The organism is Caballeronia sp. LZ033 (assembly GCF_031451265.1).
Lineage (GTDB): Bacteria > Pseudomonadota > Gammaproteobacteria > Burkholderiales > Burkholderiaceae > Caballeronia.
The window spans coordinates 2284862-2300176 of the sequence record NZ_JARUXQ010000001.1 but is presented as its reverse complement, the minus strand read 5'-3'; the positions used below and the strand labels follow the sequence as shown (position 1 = coordinate 2300176).

Genomic DNA, 15315 nt, shown 5'->3' with positions numbered 1-15315 from the left:
GCGTTGATCGGCGTGATGAGCCCGGTTCCTGTTGGACCGGGCTCGTTTGTCTTTTGGGGGCCAAAAGCTGAGCCGTGGCAAAGACTTGCGCGCGAAGGTTGTATGGATATACAGTGTGCGTCACTCTTTTCCAGCCAGTCCCATCTCCCGTGCTCACGCTCCCCGATACCGCCGACACCGCTGCCGATGCCACCGCCAGACAAGTCGCGGACTATCTCGCGAAGCTCAACGAGGCACAACGCCAGGCCGTCGAATTCGGTGTCGATGAACCCGATCGCCGTGGCGGGCCGCTGCTGGTCATCGCGGGCGCGGGATCCGGCAAGACCAATACGCTCGCGCATCGCGTCGCGCACCTGCTCGTGAAAGGCGCCGATCCGCATCGCATCCTGCTCCTTACTTTCTCGCGCCGCGCCGCCCTCGAAATGACCCGGCGCGTGACGCGCATCGCCACCCAGGCGCTCGGCACGCGCAGCGCCATCGCGCAGGGACTGACCTGGTCGGGCACCTTCCACAGCGTCGGCGCGCGGCTGCTGCGCGATTACGCCGATCTCGTCGGCCTCGCGCCGTCGTTCACCATCAACGACCGCGAAGACTCCGCCGACCTGATGAATCTCGTGCGCCACGAGCTCGGCCTGTCATCGAAGGAGAAGCGCTTTCCGGCCAAGTCCACCTGCTTTTCGATCTACTCGCGCGTCGTGAACACCGGCGCGTCGCTGGCCACGGTGCTCGACCAGTCGTTCCCCTGGTGCCGCGAGTGGGAAGCCGACCTGAAGCGCCTGTTCGCCGCGTATGTCAACGCCAAGCAGTCGCAAAGCGTGCTCGACTACGACGACCTCTTGCTCTACTGGTCGCATCTCGCGGCGGAGCCGTCGGTTGCGGCGGACTTGTCGAGCCGTTTCGATCACGTGCTCGTCGACGAATACCAGGACACCAACCGCCTGCAGGCGTCCATCCTGCTCGCGATGAAACCGGACGGACGCGGCCTGACCGTCGTCGGCGACGATGCGCAGTCCATCTATTCGTTTCGCGGCGCGACGGTGCGCAACATCCTCGACTTCCCCGGCCACTTCAACCCGCCCGCCGCCAGCGTCACGCTGGATCGCAACTACCGCTCGACGCAGCCGATCCTCGAGGCGTCGAACGCAGTGATCGGGCTTGCGTCCGAGCGCTACACGAAGAACCTGTGGACCGACAAGGCGTCGGCGCAGAAGCCGCGCGTCGTCAGCGTCGCCGATGAAGCCGATCAGGCGCGCTATGTCGTCGAGAAAGTGCTGGAGGCGCGCGAAGGCGGCATGAAGCTCAAGTCGCAGGCGGTGCTGTTTCGCGCGGCGCATCACAGCGCCACGCTCGAAATCGAGCTCACGCGGCGCAACATTCCGTTCGTGAAGTTCGGCGGCCTCAAGTTCCTCGATTCGATCCACGTCAAGGACGTGCTCGCCGTGCTGCGCTGGGCCGAGAATCCGCGTGACCGCGTCGCGGGCTTTCGCGTTGCGCAGTTGCTGCCGGGCATCGGGCCGGCGCTGGCCGGGCGGCTGCTCGACAGTGTGAGCGCGCCGCAGGCGGTGGCGTCGCAGGCCATTGCCGGTTTTCAGGCGCCGGCGCGCGCCAGCGAGGACTGGCCGCGGTTCGTCGGGCTGATGGCGAAGCTGTGCGGCCGCGAATCGGGCTGGCCGGCCGAGTTCGAAATGATCCGCCGCTGGTATGAGCCGCATCTCGAACGCAATCACGAGGACGCGGCGATCCGTATCGGCGACGTGCTGCAGATGGAGAGCATTGCGTCGACGTATCCGACGCGCGAACGTTTCCTCACCGAACTCACGCTCGATCCGCCCGACGCGACCAGCGACGAATCCGGCGTGCCGCTGCTGGACGAGGACTATCTGATCCTCTCGACCATCCATTCGGCCAAGGGCCAGGAATGGCGCAACGTGTTCGTGCTGAATGGCGTGGACGGCTGCATTCCGTCCGACCTGAGCACGGGCAGCGACGAGGAAATCGATGAAGAGCGGCGCCTGTTGTATGTCGCGATGACGCGGGCGAAGGAAGACCTGCATGTCATCACGCCGCAGCGCTTCTACGTGCACAACCAGACGCATCTCGGCGACCGCCACGTGTGGGCGCAGCGTACGCGCTTCATTCCGCCGCATCTGCTGCCGCATTTCGAGGCGGCGGCCTGGCCGCCGGTCATCGCGCCCGCGGCGCCGACGGCGGCGGGGCTGGCGGCAGCCGCGAAGGCCAAGCTGGATATCGCGGCGCGCCTGAAGGGGATGTGGGAGTAAGAAGGGCGCGCGATCAGCGCTGCGCGCGCGAGGCGCGCGGCGTGCGCGGCGGCGAGAAGATGCTGCGCAGCCAGGCGGCGAAGCGCGTGTAGCCGTCGTAAGGCTCTTCGACAAACAATTCCGGGCGCAGCGAGCGCAGCATTTCGAGCACTTGCTGCGCTTCCTGTTTCTGGATCGAGCCATACACGATGCCGAGCCGCAGCAGGCAGCGCAGTTCACCGAGCTTCTCGCGCGCCGTCGAGCCGATGCTCGTTTCCACCGAAATTTTCATTTCGTAGACGCGCTGGCGCAGCGAATCGGCGAGGCGCCATGCGGGCGTCTGCATCTTCTCTTCCACTTCGCGAATGTCCGCCGCCGCGGACTTGATCTGCGAGGCCAGCATGTCCACTTGCGACACGTCGCCCTTGGCTTCGGTGACGATGGCCGCCGCCCATTCGCGCGACGCCTTGACGAGATCTTCCGCCGTCCAGTCGGCGCGAATCGCGAACGCGAAGCCATGTTCGGCCGCTTGGCGGATCAGGATCTCGACGACATCCGGAAACTCCTTGTCGAGCGCGCGCTTGGCCCACGCGTACTGGCCGTGCGAGAGCATGCGCTGCACGGCCTGCTCGGTGAGCGGCGTGTGGTTGTCGAGCAGGATCGCCCGCAGGAAGTCTTCGAACGACGGTGTGACGAACTGCGGATCCAGCTTCAGCGACAGACGCAGGAAGGCGTCGAAGTCGCGCTGCAAGGAAGCGATCGTCTCTTCGCGGAGCGAAAGGGTGATTTGACGCATGTTGGTTCCCGGTTCCGCTTCCGGATGCGCCGGAAGCGGGTGATGCTGGTGGCCCCGCTTCTGTGGGCGGAGGCCATTCGCTTCTGATATCGGCGCGGGTTCCGGGAACTTGAGGCTTTTTTCACGCTTTTTGAAAGCGATTTGCCGGCCGATGGAGGGAAAACGTTAGCGCAACACCAGCAGTTGCCAGACGAAGAACACGGTCAGAGACACCGCAATCGTCAGCAGCGGCCGTTTGCTGAGCACGCATACGATGACCGCCACGAGCGCCGCCACCAACTGCGGATTGCGCCAGGTGATCTCGGCGCCGGCGCCGTGCGGCGAAACCGTCATTGGCACGATGATGGCGGTCAGCACCGTCACGGGCACGAACGAAAGCGCGGTGCGCACGATGGGCGGGAAGGGCAGGCGCTCGCCGAGCACGAACACGGCGGCGCGGATCGTGAAGGTGACCACGGCCATGCCGAGAATGAGCAGCACGTAGTTCGAGGCAGCATTCATTGCGCGTGCTCCCTCGAAGCTTGCTTGCGTTGCACGCGCTGGTCCCGCAGCGTGAGCATCATGCCGACCGCCACGCCCACGAGCACCGCCGCGAGCAGGCCCAGCTTGTACGGCCAGTCCTGCCACGCGAACGACAGCACGCCCGAGGCCAGCGCCGCCGCGACGAAACGCACCGCGACGAGCTGCGGCACGATGATCGCGATAAAGGTGGCGACCATCGCGAAGTCGAGTCCGAGCGACTTGAGGCCGGGAAACGCCGCGCCGAACAGCAGGCCGATGAGCGTCCACGCCTGCCAGTTCAGATACATCGCGACGCCGGAGCCGAAGAAATAGTGCGGTCCGATCTCACCGGGATTGCGCTTCTGATAGTGCGCGTAGGCGACGGCGAAGACTTCGTCGGTGAGCACGGCGGCGAGCGCCCAGCGCCAGCGTTGCGGCAGATGCGCGACATACGGCGCAAGCGTCGCGGAATAGAGCACATGACGGAGATTGACGACGAGCGTCGTCGCCCAGATGACGGCGAAGCTCGCATGCGACGCGATCAACCCGACCGCGATGAATTGCGCCGATCCGGCGAACACGGCGAGCGACATCAGCTGCCCGTGCCACAGCGAGAGCGGGCTGGCCGTGACGAGCGTGCCGAAGATCACGCCGAAGGGCGCGGCGCCGATCATCATTGGAAGGGTGTCGCGGGCGCCGGCGGCGAATTCGCGCAGTGCCTGGCCGGATGGCGGCGTGGATGGTCGAGTAGCGTGCCGTGCGGACTGCATGGCGGACGATTGTGCGGATGTTGCCTTCAAGATTTCCTCCTGTGGCAGCGAGGATACGCAACGCGGTGTCCGGATGGCTTGTACGTTCTTGCGCTTGCCGGCGCTTCCGCTGTGGCTGATTGCCGGACGCTCAGCGCCAGCGGCCCGGCGGCACACCGAACGCGCGCTTGAAGTGGCGCGTGAAGTGACTCTGGTCGGTGAAGCCGCTGGCGGCTGCGACGTCGGTGACCGACGCGCCCGACCGCAGCGCGGGCAGCGCCCGCACGATACGCATCTGGTTGCGCCAGGCGTGCGGCGCGAGACCGGTCGTGCGCGCGAACAGACGGGCGGCGTGAAAGGTCGACAGGCCCACCGTGCGCGCCAGTTCGGCGAGCGTGACGGGTTCGAGCAGGTCGTCGGCGAGACGCGACTTCATGGTTTCGACGCGCTGCGCGTCGGCGGCGAGCGACGGCGCCCCCACATGTTCCAGCGCGTGCCGGCCGACCAGCGTGGTGACGGCATCGACGAGAGCCAGTTCGGCCTCGAGCGGATCCGCGCCGCGCTCCAGCAGGCGATGCGCATGCACGAGGCGGCGCGCGAGATCGGCGTCGCGGATGATGTGATCCGGAAACCGGGGCGCGACGGCGCGTTGTCCGCACAGATCGTGCGCCAGGTCCTCGACGAACGGCACCGGCAAATAGAACACGCGATAACGCCAGCCGACATCGACTGCCCGCGCGCCCGTATGCACTTCGCCCGGATTGATCACAGGCACCGAACCGGTTTCCGCCACGTGGTGCGCGCCGCGATAGTCGAAGCATTCCGCGCCGGCCTCGATCACCGGCACCGTGTAGGCGTCGTGCCAGTGCGGCGTGAATTCGTGGTCGTAGTATTCCGCGGTCACCATGTCCGCGTCCGGCACGAGCGGCGAGCGCCAGTAGCGTGCGGCATCGCGGAAATGGGCGGCGTTCATGGCGTAAGGGCGGGTAAAGGAGGGAAACCGTCAGTCTATAACGTTGTCACTTCACCGGTATGGTCGTGCCTTCCGGCACCGGCACGGCGGTTACGCTGTTCTTCGGACTGCCGGTCGCGATGCGGTCGCTGTAAGTGAGATAGACGAGCGTGTTGCGCTTCGTATCGACCACGCGCACCACGTGCAGGGTTTTGAAGATGAACGACATGCCCGCCGAGAAGACGTCGGTCTTCTGCTTGAGCGGCTGGGAGAATCTGATCGGGCCGACTTGGCGACATGCGATCGACGCTTCGGTCGGATCTTCCGCGATGCCCAGCGTGCCCTTCACGCCTCCCGTGCGCGCCCGCGAAACGTAGCAGGTCACGCCTTGCACGAGCGGGTCGTCGTAGGCATCGACGGTGACGCGGTCAGAGCCTGTGAAACGGAAGTTGGTATTGACGCTGGCGATTTCCTCGGCATGCGCGAGTCCCGCGCCGTAGAAGGAGGCCAGCAGTGCGAAAGCGAGGACGGGACGCTTCATCGACATCATCCGGAAAAGAAGAGGGGCGTCGTATTGTATCGACGCCCCTGGGTTCTTTCGATGTGTCGCACATCGGGTCCGTTCAATGGAAGATCAGGTAGAGAATCACCAGAACCACCACCGGCACGCCGAGCAGCCATCCGAGCAAGTAAGGCATGTTGTCCTCCTTCGCGTGTTTGTTTTTGACGGTTCCAGTATCGCGAAGGCGGCGCATGCACGTTAGCCGTGCAAGTCCGAAAGCTTTGTAGGTCATGTCCTATCTCGAGCTTACGTAATCATTACGCTTAAGCCCGCTTGCGCGCCGGACGATCGCGATAAAGCGTCCGCACATAGTCCAGATGCTCGCCTGCGCATTCCCGCGCCCGTGAAGGGTTGCGCGCGACGATCGCATCGAACATCGCGCGATGCTGCGCCATCAGGTTGGCCTCGACTTCGTCGTCGTAGTCGACCAGCCGATGCGACGTCAGCATCGATTCGCGCACCAGCTCGTTCAACCCATGCATGACGTGCGTCAGCGCGACGTTGTGCGTGGCATCGGCGATGGCCAGATGGAAGGCCGCGTCCTTCTCCGCGATGCGCGTGCTCTTGCTGGCCACCGCGGCCTCGAGCGCACCGAACGCGGCGGCGATACGCGCCAGATCGGCCTCGGTGGCGCGCTCGGCGGCGTAGGCCGTGGACAGGGTCTCCAGCCCGTGACGCAGTTCCAGCACGTCGGCGCTCGCGTCCGGCTGCTGATCGAGCAGCGCGGCAAGCGGGCGCGACACCAGCGGCGCCGTCACATCCGATACGACGAAACCTCCGCGCCCCGCCGCGCGGATGAAGCCATCGGATTCCAGCCGGATCAGCGCCTCACGCAGCGACGGACGCGACACGTTCAGCTGTTCGGCGAGGTCGCGTTCGGCGGGCAGGCGCTGGCCGGGCAGCAACGTGCCGTTCGAGATCAACTCGCGAATCTGTCCGGACACGACGTCCGAGATGCGCACGCGGGCGTAGGAATGCGATTGGACGGGCTGGAAGGTCATCGATCGATGCAGACGGGACGTGGAAAACTCGGAGGTGCCCGAGTTTGACACGAAACACGCATCTCTTTAAAGTCGTGGTCAGACCAAGCTTACCAAAAAGACTCGCCCCCGTTCCCGCAATCGATATCCGCCATCGGTCCTCATGAAAGTCGCCCTCTTCGTGCCTTGTTTCATCGACGCCTTCTATCCGCAAGTCGGTATCGCCACGCTGGAACTGCTCGAACGGCTCGGGCTCGATGTCGACTATCCGCAGGACCAGACCTGTTGCGGCCAGCCGATGGCCAACAGCGGCGCACACAAGGACGCCGCCGGCGCGGAACGCGTGTTCGCGCGCAATTTCGCCGACTATGACTACGTGGTGGGGCCGTCGGCGAGCTGCACGCATCACGTGCGCGAGCACTTCACCGCGATCGAGCAGACCAGCGCGGTGCAGAAGGTGCGGCGCAGCACGTTCGAACTGGTCGAGTTCCTTCACGACGTGCTCGGCGTGCGCGAGTTTCCGTGGGCCGAGTTTCCGCACCGCGTCGGGCTGCACAACAGTTGCAGCGCGGTGCGGCATCTGCGCGAGACGTCGAATTCCGAAGTCGCGGGCACGCCGTACTCGAAGCCGCGCGCGTTGCTGGAAGGCGTGAAGGGCATCGAGTTCGTCACGCCCGCGCGTCCCGACGAATGCTGCGGCTTCGGCGGCACCTTCTCCGTGACCGAGGCGGCCGTCTCCGTGCGCATGGGGCAGGACAAGGTGAGCGATCACGTCGGCGCGGGCGCGGAGTACATCGTGTCGGGCGACATGTCGTGCCTGATGCACCAGCAGGGCTGCGCGGAACGCATGAAAGTAGAGGCGAAGTTCATCCATATCGCGCAGGTGCTGAACGGAGTGCGCGCATGAGCAAGACCATCCGTATCGATCACGCGAAGGCAGCCAGCGCGTTCCTGCAGAAACCGGATCACGTCGCGTTCCATGACAAGCGCCTGTGGGACTTGCGCACCAAGCGCGATGCGCAGGCGCACGGCATCGCCGAATGGGAAACGATGCGCGATCTGGCGTCGGGCATCAAGGAACACACGCTGTCGCATCTCGCGGACTACCTCGCGCAGTTCGCCGATCAGGCCGAGAAGAACGGCGTGACCGTGCATTTCGCGGCGAACGCGCAGGAACACAACGAGCTCGTCTACCAGCTGATGAGCGAGCGCGGCATGACCGCCCTCGTGAAGAGCAAGTCGATGCTCACCGACGAATGCTACATGCGCGACTATCTCGAGCCGCGCGGCATCACGGTGATGGAGACGGACCTCGGCGAGCGCATCCAGCAGCTCGATCACCAGGATCCGAGCCACATGGTGGTGCCGGCCGTCCACAAGTTGCGCGCGGACGTGGCGGAACTGTTCGGGCGCACCATCGGCACCGATCCCGCGAACAGCGACATCCACTATCTCGCGGAAAGCCAGCGCATGAACACGCGGCCGTACTTCGTGCGCGAGAAGACCGCCGGCATGACCGGCTGCAACTTCGCGGTCGCGGAGACGGGCACGGTCGTCGTGTGTACGAACGAGGGCAACGCGGACCTGTCGGCGAACGTGCCGCCGCTGCATATCGCATCGATCGGCATCGAGAAGATCATTCCGACCATCGCGGATCTCGGCGTGTTCGTGCGCATGTTGTCGCGCAGCGCGCTCGGCTCGCCGATCACGCAATACACCTCGCATTTCCGCCAGCCGCGGCCGGGCACGGAGATGCACTTCATCCTCGTCGACAACGGCCGCTCCGAGCGCCTGGCGATGGACGACTTCTGGTTTTCGCTCAAGTGCATCCGCTGCGGCGCGTGCATGAACACCTGCCCGGTGTATCGAAGGAGCGGCGGGCTGTCGTACGGCGGCACGTATTCCGGACCGATCGGCGCGATCATCAATCCGACCCACGACCTGAAGCGCTACAGCGCGCTGCCGTTCGCCTCGACGATGAACGGCAGCTGCACCAACGTGTGTCCGGTGAAGGTGAACATCCACGAGCAGATCTACAAGTGGCGCGAGGTGATCGCTGAAAAGCACGAGGTGCCCTTCGTCAAGCAGGAAGTGCTCAAGATGGCCGGGCGGCTGCTGGCGAGCCCGACGCTGTATCGCGCGAGCGTGGCATCGCTGGGCGGCGCGCTCAAGCGTCTGCCCAACTTCGTGCTCTACAACCCGCTCAACATCTGGGGACGCCAGCGCGAACTGCCCGAGGCGCCCGCCGAGACCTTTCACGAGTGGTACAGGAAAAACCGGAAGCCGGCCAAATGACGAGTCGTGAAGCCTTTCTCTCGAAGATCCGCGCGGCGCAGCCCGCCGCGCGTCCGCGGCCGGAGGTGCCGCTGTTTGCGGCGCCGCCGGGCGACCTGAAGGAGCGCTTCAGCACGGCGCTTGCCGCGATGGGCGGCACGTGTGTCGAGGCATCGAGTGTGCAGGACGTGAATGCGCTGATCGCCGCGCGCTTTGCGGAAGCGAAGGTGATCGCCTCGGCCGTGCCGGGTGTCGCGGGCAACCGGCCGCTCGCAGCGGACACGGTGCCGGCGTCGCTCCAGGACGTCGATGTCGCGGTCGTCAGGGGGCGCTTCGGTGTCGCGGAAACCGGCTCGGTGTGGTTCAGCGAGCAGGAGTATGTCGTGAACTCGATCGGCTATCTGGCCCAGCATCTCGTCGTGCTGCTCGATCCGGCGCAGCTCGTCGAAGGCTTGCAGCAGGTCTACCGGCGCGATGACTTCAGGACGGCGCGCTATGCGGTGCTGGTGACCGGGCCGTCGGCGACGGCGGATATCGAGGGCGTGCTGATTCGCGGCGCGCAGGGCGTGCGCTCGCTCACGCTGGTGTGGCTCGCGTGAAGCGGCTTGTGTGGAGCGTCAGTAACGCCAGAAGATCGCCACTGCGATGCCGCCGAACAGCAGCCACTTGACGATGTAGTACACGGTCCGGTTCCACGCCTTCAGGCGCTTGCCGACGAGCCGGATCGAATAGAGATACTTGAACGCGTGATTCAAGCCGCCGGTGCGGTCGCCGACTTCGTTCGGCGACGCCGCCGCGCGCATCAGGAAGCCGCCGACCACGTGATTGACCGCCTGCGCCCAGCGGTATTTCATCGGCCGTTCAATGTCGCAGAACAGGATGATGCGCTCCACGTCGGTCTTGTTCTCCGCCCAGTGCAGAAAGGTTTCGTCGAACACGACTTCCTCGCCGTCACGCCACGCATAGCGCTCGCCATCGACGACGATCGCGCAGCCGTCGCTGTTCGGCGTGACGAGGCCCAGGTGATAGCGCAGCGAACCCGCGTAGGGATCGCGATGCAGCGTCAGCGTGCCGCCGGGCGGCAGCATCGCAAACATCGCCGCCTTGACGGTGGGAATGCCTTGCAGGATCGCGAGCGTCTGCGGGCACGGCACCACGGCCGACGGATGAGGGCGGTCATACCATTTGAGATAGAAGCGCCGCCAGCCGCGTCGAAAGAATGAATTGAAACCGATGTCGTTGTAATGGGCCGCCGCCTGAATCTTGCTGGCTTCGTGCAGCGCCATGGCTTCGGCGCGGATGGTTTGCCAGTGCGTCTTGAGCGGCGCGAGTTCGGGAAAGAGGGAAGTGTGGAGATACGGCGTGGACGGTACGCGCGAGAACAGATAGACGAAGCCGTTCACCGGCGACATGAAGGTCGAATGATCAGAGAGCTGCCGGAAGAAACCGTGGCGAACCTTGCCGCGCCAGTGCGTGTAGGCCGCGCAGACGATGAAGATCAACAAGATGACCCAGCGCATCGCTTCTCTCCTTGTCGACTATCGAATTCAACGATCGACCCGGTAGATTATACAAACGGTTAAACGAACTCCGCTTGGACGGTGACGACGCGTAGCGGGGAGAGAACCGGCGCGCAAAAACAAAAAGCCCGGTCGAAAGACTGGGCTTTTGCTGGATCCTGCGATGAAGCCTTTTTGGCTCCCCGACCTGGGCTCGAACCAGGGACCTACGGATTAACAGTCCGGCGCTCTACCGACTGAGCTATCGGGGAACAACTGACAACATCTGAAGCTGAGATGAAAAACCCAGCCAAGAGACTGGGTTTTGAACAACGCTTGCTGGAGCTTTTGAAGAAACTTCGTGTTGAAGCTCTTGGCTCCCCGACCTGGGCTCGAACCAGGGACCTACGGATTAACAGTCCGGCGCTCTACCGACTGAGCTATCGGGGAACATCTACAGCAGAGAAGCGAAATTATAGGGGGGTGGTGCTTTGCTGTCAACGCCCAATCTTCATTCGATTACCTGAAGAAGGGGCGCGCATCTCACACGAAACGCCGGGCGATGCCGGACGTCGCTGGACGTATCAGCGCTCGAGCAGATTCAGCTTGTCCTTGACGTCCTTGAACTCGTCCGACTCCGGCAGCGGCGCCTTGGTCTTGGTGATGCTCGGCCAGTTGCGGGCGAGATCGGCGTTCAGTTCAGTGAAGTGCTGCTGATCCCCGGGTACATCTTCTTCGGCGTAGATCGCGTTGACCGGGCATTCGGCGACGCACACGGCGCAGTCGATGCACTCGTCCGGATCGATCGCGAGAAAGTTGGGACCTTCGCGGAAGCAATCCACCGGGCACACGTCCACGCAATCGGTGAACTTGCACTTGATGCAGCTTTCGGTCACAACGTGAGTCATTCAGGCTCCTGCATGCGGAATTCGTGGGGGCTGCGCCCTGGGCGGCTGCATGGGCCGGGAGGTGCGCTTGCGGAAACGCGTATTGTAGCGTAATAGGAAAAACGGACGCGAGCGCCCGCAACGCCTGCCTTATATCGATTCGTGATGTGGGTATATGCGGTACGGGAAGCCTTTGCAGCGGGCTTGAAAGGGCGTCCATGCCCCATGCCGGCGCCCACATTCGGGTAACATGACCTGCGGGGCGTAATCGGGTCAGAGTCTGTTTGACGCAAGCCCGGCCGCCATCAATGCACATCGAGACAGCATCGGGCCAGCGGGGCAGGCGGCTCGAACCGGTGCGTCGTCTTTTCGCGTGGATGTTTCAGCCAGAACCATGATCATCACTTCGCTGCTCGACACCGACCTCTATAAATTCACGATGATGCAGGTCGTGCTGCATCATTTTCCGGCCGCGCACGCCGAGTATCGCTTTCGCTGCCGCACGCCGAATGTCGATCTCACGCCGTACATCGACGAAATTCGCGACGAAGTCCGTCAGCTCTGCAATCTGCGCTTCAAGGAAGAAGAACTCGACTATCTGCGGCGCATGCGCTTCATCAAGAGCGACTTCATCGACTTCCTCGCGCTGTTCCATCTGAACGAGAAGTCCATTCGCATCGCGCCCTCGGCGAAGAATAACGGCGAGATCGATATCGACATCGAAGGGCCCTGGCTGCATACCATCCTCTTCGAGATTCCGGTGCTCGCGATCGTCAACGAGGTCTACTTCCGCAACACCCAGCGCAAGCCCGAATACGAAACCGGCCGCGAACGCCTGCGCGAGAAGATCAAGCTGCTCGCCACGCCGCCCGAATATTCCGACTGCAAGATCGCCGACTACGGCACGCGCCGCCGCTTCTCCAAGCAGTGGCACGAGGAAGTCGTGCTGACGCTCAAGGAACGCCTGGGCGCGCAGTTCGCCGGCACGAGCAACGTCTACTACGCGATGAAGCACGGCCAGCGCCCGCTCGGCACCATGGCGCATGAGTACTTGCAGGCGTGCCAGGCGCTGGGTCCGCGCCTGCGCGATTCGCAGATCTACGGCTTCGAGATGTGGGCCAAGGAATATCGCGGCGACCTGGGCATCGCGCTGTCGGACGTGTACGGCATGAAGGCGTTCCTGAACGACTTCGACATGTACTTCTGCAAGCTCTTCGACGGCGCGCGGCACGACTCGGGCGATCCCTTCGACTGGGGCGAGCGCCTGCTGCGCCATTACGAAGAGAACCGCTGCGACCCGCGCACCAAGATCCTCGTGTTCTCGGACGCGCTCGATATCCCCAAGGTGCTGCAGCTCTACGAACGTTTCCGTGGCCGCTGCCAGCTCGCGTTCGGCGTCGGCACGAATCTCACCAACGACCTCGGCTATCAGCCGCTGCAGATCGTCATCAAGATGGTTCGCTGCAACGGGCAGCCGGTGGCGAAGCTCTCGGACTCGCCGGGCAAGAACATGTGCGACGACCGCGCCTATCTTGCCTACCTGCGCCAGGTGTTCGGCATCGAGCAGCCGGTGGGCGAACTCTGACGCGTACCTTGTTGAGTGCCTTGTTCGCGCCGCCGGCCCAGGCCGTCCGGCCGAGGTTCGCGCGCGAACCCCGCTCGCTATAATCCGACGCGTCGCTGATCGATTCGGCTCACACATCTACGCGTTCACGCATTCACGCATTCACCCAGCATCGCAGAGGAAAGAGGACGGCACCATGGATACATCGGCCGCGCGCCGCACCATTCTCGCGCGCATCCGCAGTGCGCAGGGTCGTCACGGCGAGCCGACGGACGCCGAGCGCGCGGCGGCGCAGGAGTATGTTGATCGGCATCCGGCAGGCCCGCGTCCGCCTTTGCCGCAGACGCGCGAAGAACTCGTCGCGCGGTTCAGGCTGGAGGCCGAGCGTCTTGCCACCACCGTCGCCGAAGTCGAGTCGCTGGCCGAAACCCCTGCCGAAGCCGCGCGCTATCTTCATGCGCTGAATCTCCCGACCGAGGTCGTCGCGTGGCCCGCGCTCGCTGACCTGCCGTTTGCCGAAGCCGGCCTGCACGTGTCATTGCGCAAGCCTGCCGATGCCGATCTCGTCGGCATCACCGGCTGTTTCTGCGCCACCGCCGAAACCGGTTCGCTCGTGCTGCTGTCCAGCGCCGAAACGCCCGCATCCGGCGCGCTGCTGCCTGCCACCCACATTGCCATCGTGCCGGCGTCGCGCATCGTCGCGGCGCACGAAGACGCCTTCGCGCTCATCCGCGCCGAGCGGGGCGAACTGCCGCGCGCGGTCAATTTCGTCTCGGGACCGTCGCGCACCGGCGATATCGAACAGACCATCGTGCTCGGCGCGCACGGGCCGTATCGCGTGCATGTCATCGTCGTGCGCGGAGCCTGAGTCTTATGCGGCTTCTCGCTGGCGGTATCCTGCTCGCTGTATTGGCATCGGTCACGAATCCCGCGGCGGCGGCCACGCTCGACGGCGCAACGCTCTCCGCCGCGTGGGGACTGCCGTTCATCGGCGTCTTGCTGTCCATCGCGGTCTTTCCGCTCGTGGCCGCGAAGGTTTGGCATCACCACTATGGCAAGATCGCGGCCGCGTGGACGCTCGCGTTTCTCGTGCCGTTCGCCGTCGCGTTCGGGGCCGGCACTGCCGGCGGCGTGCTGCTGCACGCACTGCTCGAAGAATATATTCCCTTCATCATCCTGCTGGCCGCGCTCTATACGGTGGCGGGCGGCATCTGCGTGCGCGGCAACCTGCATGGTTCGGCGCGGCTCAACACCGGATTGCTCGCGCTCGGCACCGTGCTCGCGAGCCTCATGGGCACGACCGGCGCGGCCATGCTCCTGATCCGGCCGCTGTTGCGCGCCAACGACAACCGCAAGCACGTCGTGCATGTGGTCGTGTTCTTCATCTTTCTGGTCGCCAATGCGGGCGGCTCGCTCACGCCGCTGGGCGATCCGCCGCTGTTCCTGGGCTTCCTGAACTGCTTCTTATTTTTCTGGACCACGCTGCATCTCGCGCTGCCCATGCTGGTGCTTTGCGTCGCGTTGCTCGGGCTGTTTTATCTGCTCGACAGCCACTACTGGCGCAAGCACGATGCTCGCCGGCCGGCACTCGACCCGACGCCCGATACGCCGTCGCTCGGCGTCGACGGCAAGATCAACTTCGCGTTGCTCGCGGCCATCGTCGCGCTGGTGCTGATGAGCGGCGTGTGGAAGCCCGGCATCGCGTTCAATGTGTTCGGCACGCAGGTGCAGTTGCAGAATCTCGTGCGCGATGTGCTGCTTGCCGGCGTGCTGCTGGCATCGCTCGCATGGACGCCGAACAGTGCGCGCGAGGGCAATGCGTTCGACTGGGCGCCCATCGCGGAAGTGGCCAGGCTGTTCGCCGCGATCTTCGTCACCATCGCGCCGGTCATCACCATCCTGCGCGCGGGCGCGGACGGCGCGTTCGCGGGCATCGTGCACGCGGTGTCGGACGCGAACGGCAAGCCGGTGGACCTGGCGTACTTCTGGGCCACGGGCCTGTTGTCGTCATTCCTCGACAACGCGCCCACCTATCTCGTGTTCTTCAATCTCGCGGGTGGCGACGCCCGCACGCTCATGACCACCGACGCCACCACGCTCGCCGCCATTTCTGCGGGCGCGGTCTTCATGGGCGCGAACACGTATATCGGCAATGCGCCGAATTTCATGGTCAAGGCGATCGCCGAGTCGCGCGGCGTGCGCATGCCGAGTTTCTTCGGCTATATCGCGTGGTCGGGCGTCGTCTTGCTGCCGCTTTTCGCCATGCTGGGCTGGCTATTTTTCCGGGAGTAGG

General features: G+C 64.5%; 16 protein-coding genes and 2 tRNA genes. 7 read left to right on the top strand and 11 right to left on the bottom strand.

Annotation, left to right across the window (positions count from 1 at the left end):
- The first annotated feature begins 149 nt into the window (after positions 1-149).
- Positions 150-2279 carry an ATP-dependent helicase gene (locus QCE62_RS10770; protein WP_309917487.1) on the top strand — a complete coding sequence of 710 codons (2130 nt, stop codon included), beginning with the start codon at positions 150-152 and terminating at the stop codon, positions 2277-2279.
- 13 nt (positions 2280-2292) lie between these two features.
- On the opposite strand, the gene QCE62_RS10765 is transcribed toward QCE62_RS10770, so the two are convergent.
- From QCE62_RS10765 to QCE62_RS10735, 7 genes are all read right to left on the bottom strand, one after another.
- Positions 2293-3054 (bottom strand): DUF4088 family protein, encoded by a 762-nt coding sequence (locus tag QCE62_RS10765; protein ID WP_309809209.1) that lies wholly within the window; start codon positions 3052-3054, stop codon positions 2293-2295.
- Positions 3055-3219: 165 nt separating this feature from the next.
- Positions 3220-3555 (bottom strand): AzlD domain-containing protein, encoded by a 336-nt coding sequence (locus QCE62_RS10760; RefSeq protein ID WP_309917484.1) that lies wholly within the window; start codon positions 3553-3555, stop codon positions 3220-3222.
- Positions 3552-4325, bottom strand: a complete 774-nt coding sequence (locus tag QCE62_RS10755) for an AzlC family ABC transporter permease (RefSeq protein ID WP_309919798.1) — start codon at positions 4323-4325, stop codon at positions 3552-3554. Before QCE62_RS10755 ends, QCE62_RS10760 begins: the two co-directional genes overlap by 4 nt.
- 130 nt (positions 4326-4455) lie before the next feature.
- Positions 4456-5277: an AraC family transcriptional regulator gene (locus QCE62_RS10750; protein ID WP_309917481.1), complete on the bottom strand. Its 822-nt coding sequence runs from the start codon at positions 5275-5277 to the stop codon at positions 4456-4458.
- A gap of 46 nt (positions 5278-5323) precedes the next feature.
- Entirely contained in the window at positions 5324-5797 is a 474-nt protein-coding gene (locus tag QCE62_RS10745; RefSeq protein WP_309917477.1) for a CreA family protein, read from the bottom strand.
- An 82-nt stretch (positions 5798-5879) separates the two neighbouring features.
- On the bottom strand, positions 5880-6050 hold the full coding sequence (locus tag QCE62_RS10740) for a hypothetical protein (RefSeq protein WP_309917473.1): 171 nt from the start codon (positions 6048-6050) through the stop codon (positions 5880-5882).
- Positions 6051-6081: 31 nt separating this feature from the next.
- Positions 6082-6819: an FCD domain-containing protein gene (locus QCE62_RS10735; protein WP_309917470.1), complete on the bottom strand. Its 738-nt coding sequence runs from the start codon at positions 6817-6819 to the stop codon at positions 6082-6084.
- Between the two features lie 142 nt (positions 6820-6961).
- On the opposite strand from QCE62_RS10735, the gene QCE62_RS10730 reads away from it, so the two are divergent.
- From QCE62_RS10730 to QCE62_RS10720, 3 genes are read left to right on the top strand one after another with little or no spacing between them, the layout of a single operon-like run.
- The gene (locus QCE62_RS10730; protein ID WP_309917467.1) at positions 6962-7705 is read left to right on the top strand and encodes a (Fe-S)-binding protein; all 744 of its coding nucleotides are present in this window, start codon (positions 6962-6964) and stop codon (positions 7703-7705) included.
- Positions 7702-9093 (top strand): LUD domain-containing protein, encoded by a 1392-nt coding sequence (locus QCE62_RS10725; RefSeq protein WP_309917463.1) that lies wholly within the window; start codon positions 7702-7704, stop codon positions 9091-9093. Before QCE62_RS10730 ends, QCE62_RS10725 begins: the two co-directional genes overlap by 4 nt.
- On the top strand, positions 9090-9671 hold the full coding sequence (locus QCE62_RS10720; protein WP_309917460.1) for an LUD domain-containing protein: 582 nt from the start codon (positions 9090-9092) through the stop codon (positions 9669-9671). Before QCE62_RS10725 ends, QCE62_RS10720 begins: the two co-directional genes overlap by 4 nt.
- An 18-nt stretch (positions 9672-9689) precedes the next feature.
- Here QCE62_RS10720 and lpxO read toward each other — a convergent pair whose 3' ends face one another.
- The 4 genes from lpxO to fdxA form a co-directional block, all read right to left on the bottom strand.
- Positions 9690-10592 (bottom strand): lipid A hydroxylase LpxO, encoded by a 903-nt coding sequence (gene lpxO / locus QCE62_RS10715; protein ID WP_309917458.1) that lies wholly within the window; start codon positions 10590-10592, stop codon positions 9690-9692.
- A 175-nt stretch (positions 10593-10767) separates the two neighbouring features.
- A tRNA-Asn gene (locus tag QCE62_RS10710) sits at positions 10768-10843 on the bottom strand.
- Between the two features lie 102 nt (positions 10844-10945).
- Positions 10946-11021 (bottom strand) — tRNA-Asn (locus tag QCE62_RS10705).
- 134 nt (positions 11022-11155) lie between these two features.
- Complete coding sequence (fdxA, locus tag QCE62_RS10700; RefSeq protein ID WP_044041465.1) at positions 11156-11479, bottom strand: ferredoxin FdxA; 324 nt, start codon at positions 11477-11479, stop codon at positions 11156-11158.
- Between the two features lie 373 nt (positions 11480-11852).
- Here fdxA and pncB point away from each other — a divergent pair, with 373 nt between their 5' ends.
- The 3 genes from pncB (at position 11853) to QCE62_RS10685 (ending at position 15314) form a co-directional block, all read left to right on the top strand.
- Positions 11853-13043, top strand: coding sequence for a nicotinate phosphoribosyltransferase (gene pncB / locus QCE62_RS10695; protein ID WP_309917454.1), 1191 nt, complete (start codon positions 11853-11855; stop codon positions 13041-13043).
- Positions 13044-13218: 175 nt separating this feature from the next.
- Positions 13219-13890, top strand: a complete 672-nt coding sequence (locus QCE62_RS10690) for a lactate utilization protein C (protein WP_309917451.1) — start codon at positions 13219-13221, stop codon at positions 13888-13890.
- 5 nt (positions 13891-13895) lie between these two features.
- Positions 13896-15314 (top strand): sodium:proton antiporter, encoded by a 1419-nt coding sequence (locus QCE62_RS10685; RefSeq protein ID WP_409017817.1) that lies wholly within the window; start codon positions 13896-13898, stop codon positions 15312-15314.
- Position 15315: the final 1 nt, after the last annotated feature.

Bases quoted from the DNA above. Each gene is read 5' to 3' on its own strand.
- QCE62_RS10765 (WP_309809209.1), bottom strand. From the start codon at position 3,054: ATGCGTCAAATCACCCTTTCGCTCCGCGAAGAGACGATCGCTTCCTTG.
- QCE62_RS10760 (WP_309917484.1), bottom strand. From the start codon at position 3,555: ATGAATGCTGCCTCGAACTACGTGCTGCTCATTCTCGGCATGGCCGTG.
- QCE62_RS10755 (WP_309919798.1), bottom strand. From the start codon at position 4,325: ATGCAGTCCGCACGGCACGCTACTCGACCATCCACGCCGCCATCCGGC.
- QCE62_RS10750 (WP_309917481.1), bottom strand. From the start codon at position 5,277: ATGAACGCCGCCCATTTCCGCGATGCCGCACGCTACTGGCGCTCGCCG.
- QCE62_RS10745 (WP_309917477.1), bottom strand. From the start codon at position 5,797: ATGAAGCGTCCCGTCCTCGCTTTCGCACTGCTGGCCTCCTTCTACGGC.
- QCE62_RS10740 (WP_309917473.1), bottom strand. From the start codon at position 6,050: ATGACCTACAAAGCTTTCGGACTTGCACGGCTAACGTGCATGCGCCGC.
- QCE62_RS10735 (WP_309917470.1), bottom strand. From the start codon at position 6,819: ATGACCTTCCAGCCCGTCCAATCGCATTCCTACGCCCGCGTGCGCATC.
- QCE62_RS10730 (WP_309917467.1), top strand. From the start codon at position 6,962: ATGAAAGTCGCCCTCTTCGTGCCTTGTTTCATCGACGCCTTCTATCCG.
- QCE62_RS10725 (WP_309917463.1), top strand. From the start codon at position 7,702: ATGAGCAAGACCATCCGTATCGATCACGCGAAGGCAGCCAGCGCGTTC.
- QCE62_RS10720 (WP_309917460.1), top strand. From the start codon at position 9,090: ATGACGAGTCGTGAAGCCTTTCTCTCGAAGATCCGCGCGGCGCAGCCC.
- lpxO (WP_309917458.1), bottom strand. From the start codon at position 10,592: ATGCGCTGGGTCATCTTGTTGATCTTCATCGTCTGCGCGGCCTACACG.
- fdxA (WP_044041465.1), bottom strand. From the start codon at position 11,479: ATGACTCACGTTGTGACCGAAAGCTGCATCAAGTGCAAGTTCACCGAT.
- pncB (WP_309917454.1), top strand. From the start codon at position 11,853: ATGATCATCACTTCGCTGCTCGACACCGACCTCTATAAATTCACGATG.
- QCE62_RS10690 (WP_309917451.1), top strand. From the start codon at position 13,219: ATGGATACATCGGCCGCGCGCCGCACCATTCTCGCGCGCATCCGCAGT.
- QCE62_RS10685 (WP_409017817.1), top strand. From the start codon at position 13,896: ATGCGGCTTCTCGCTGGCGGTATCCTGCTCGCTGTATTGGCATCGGTC.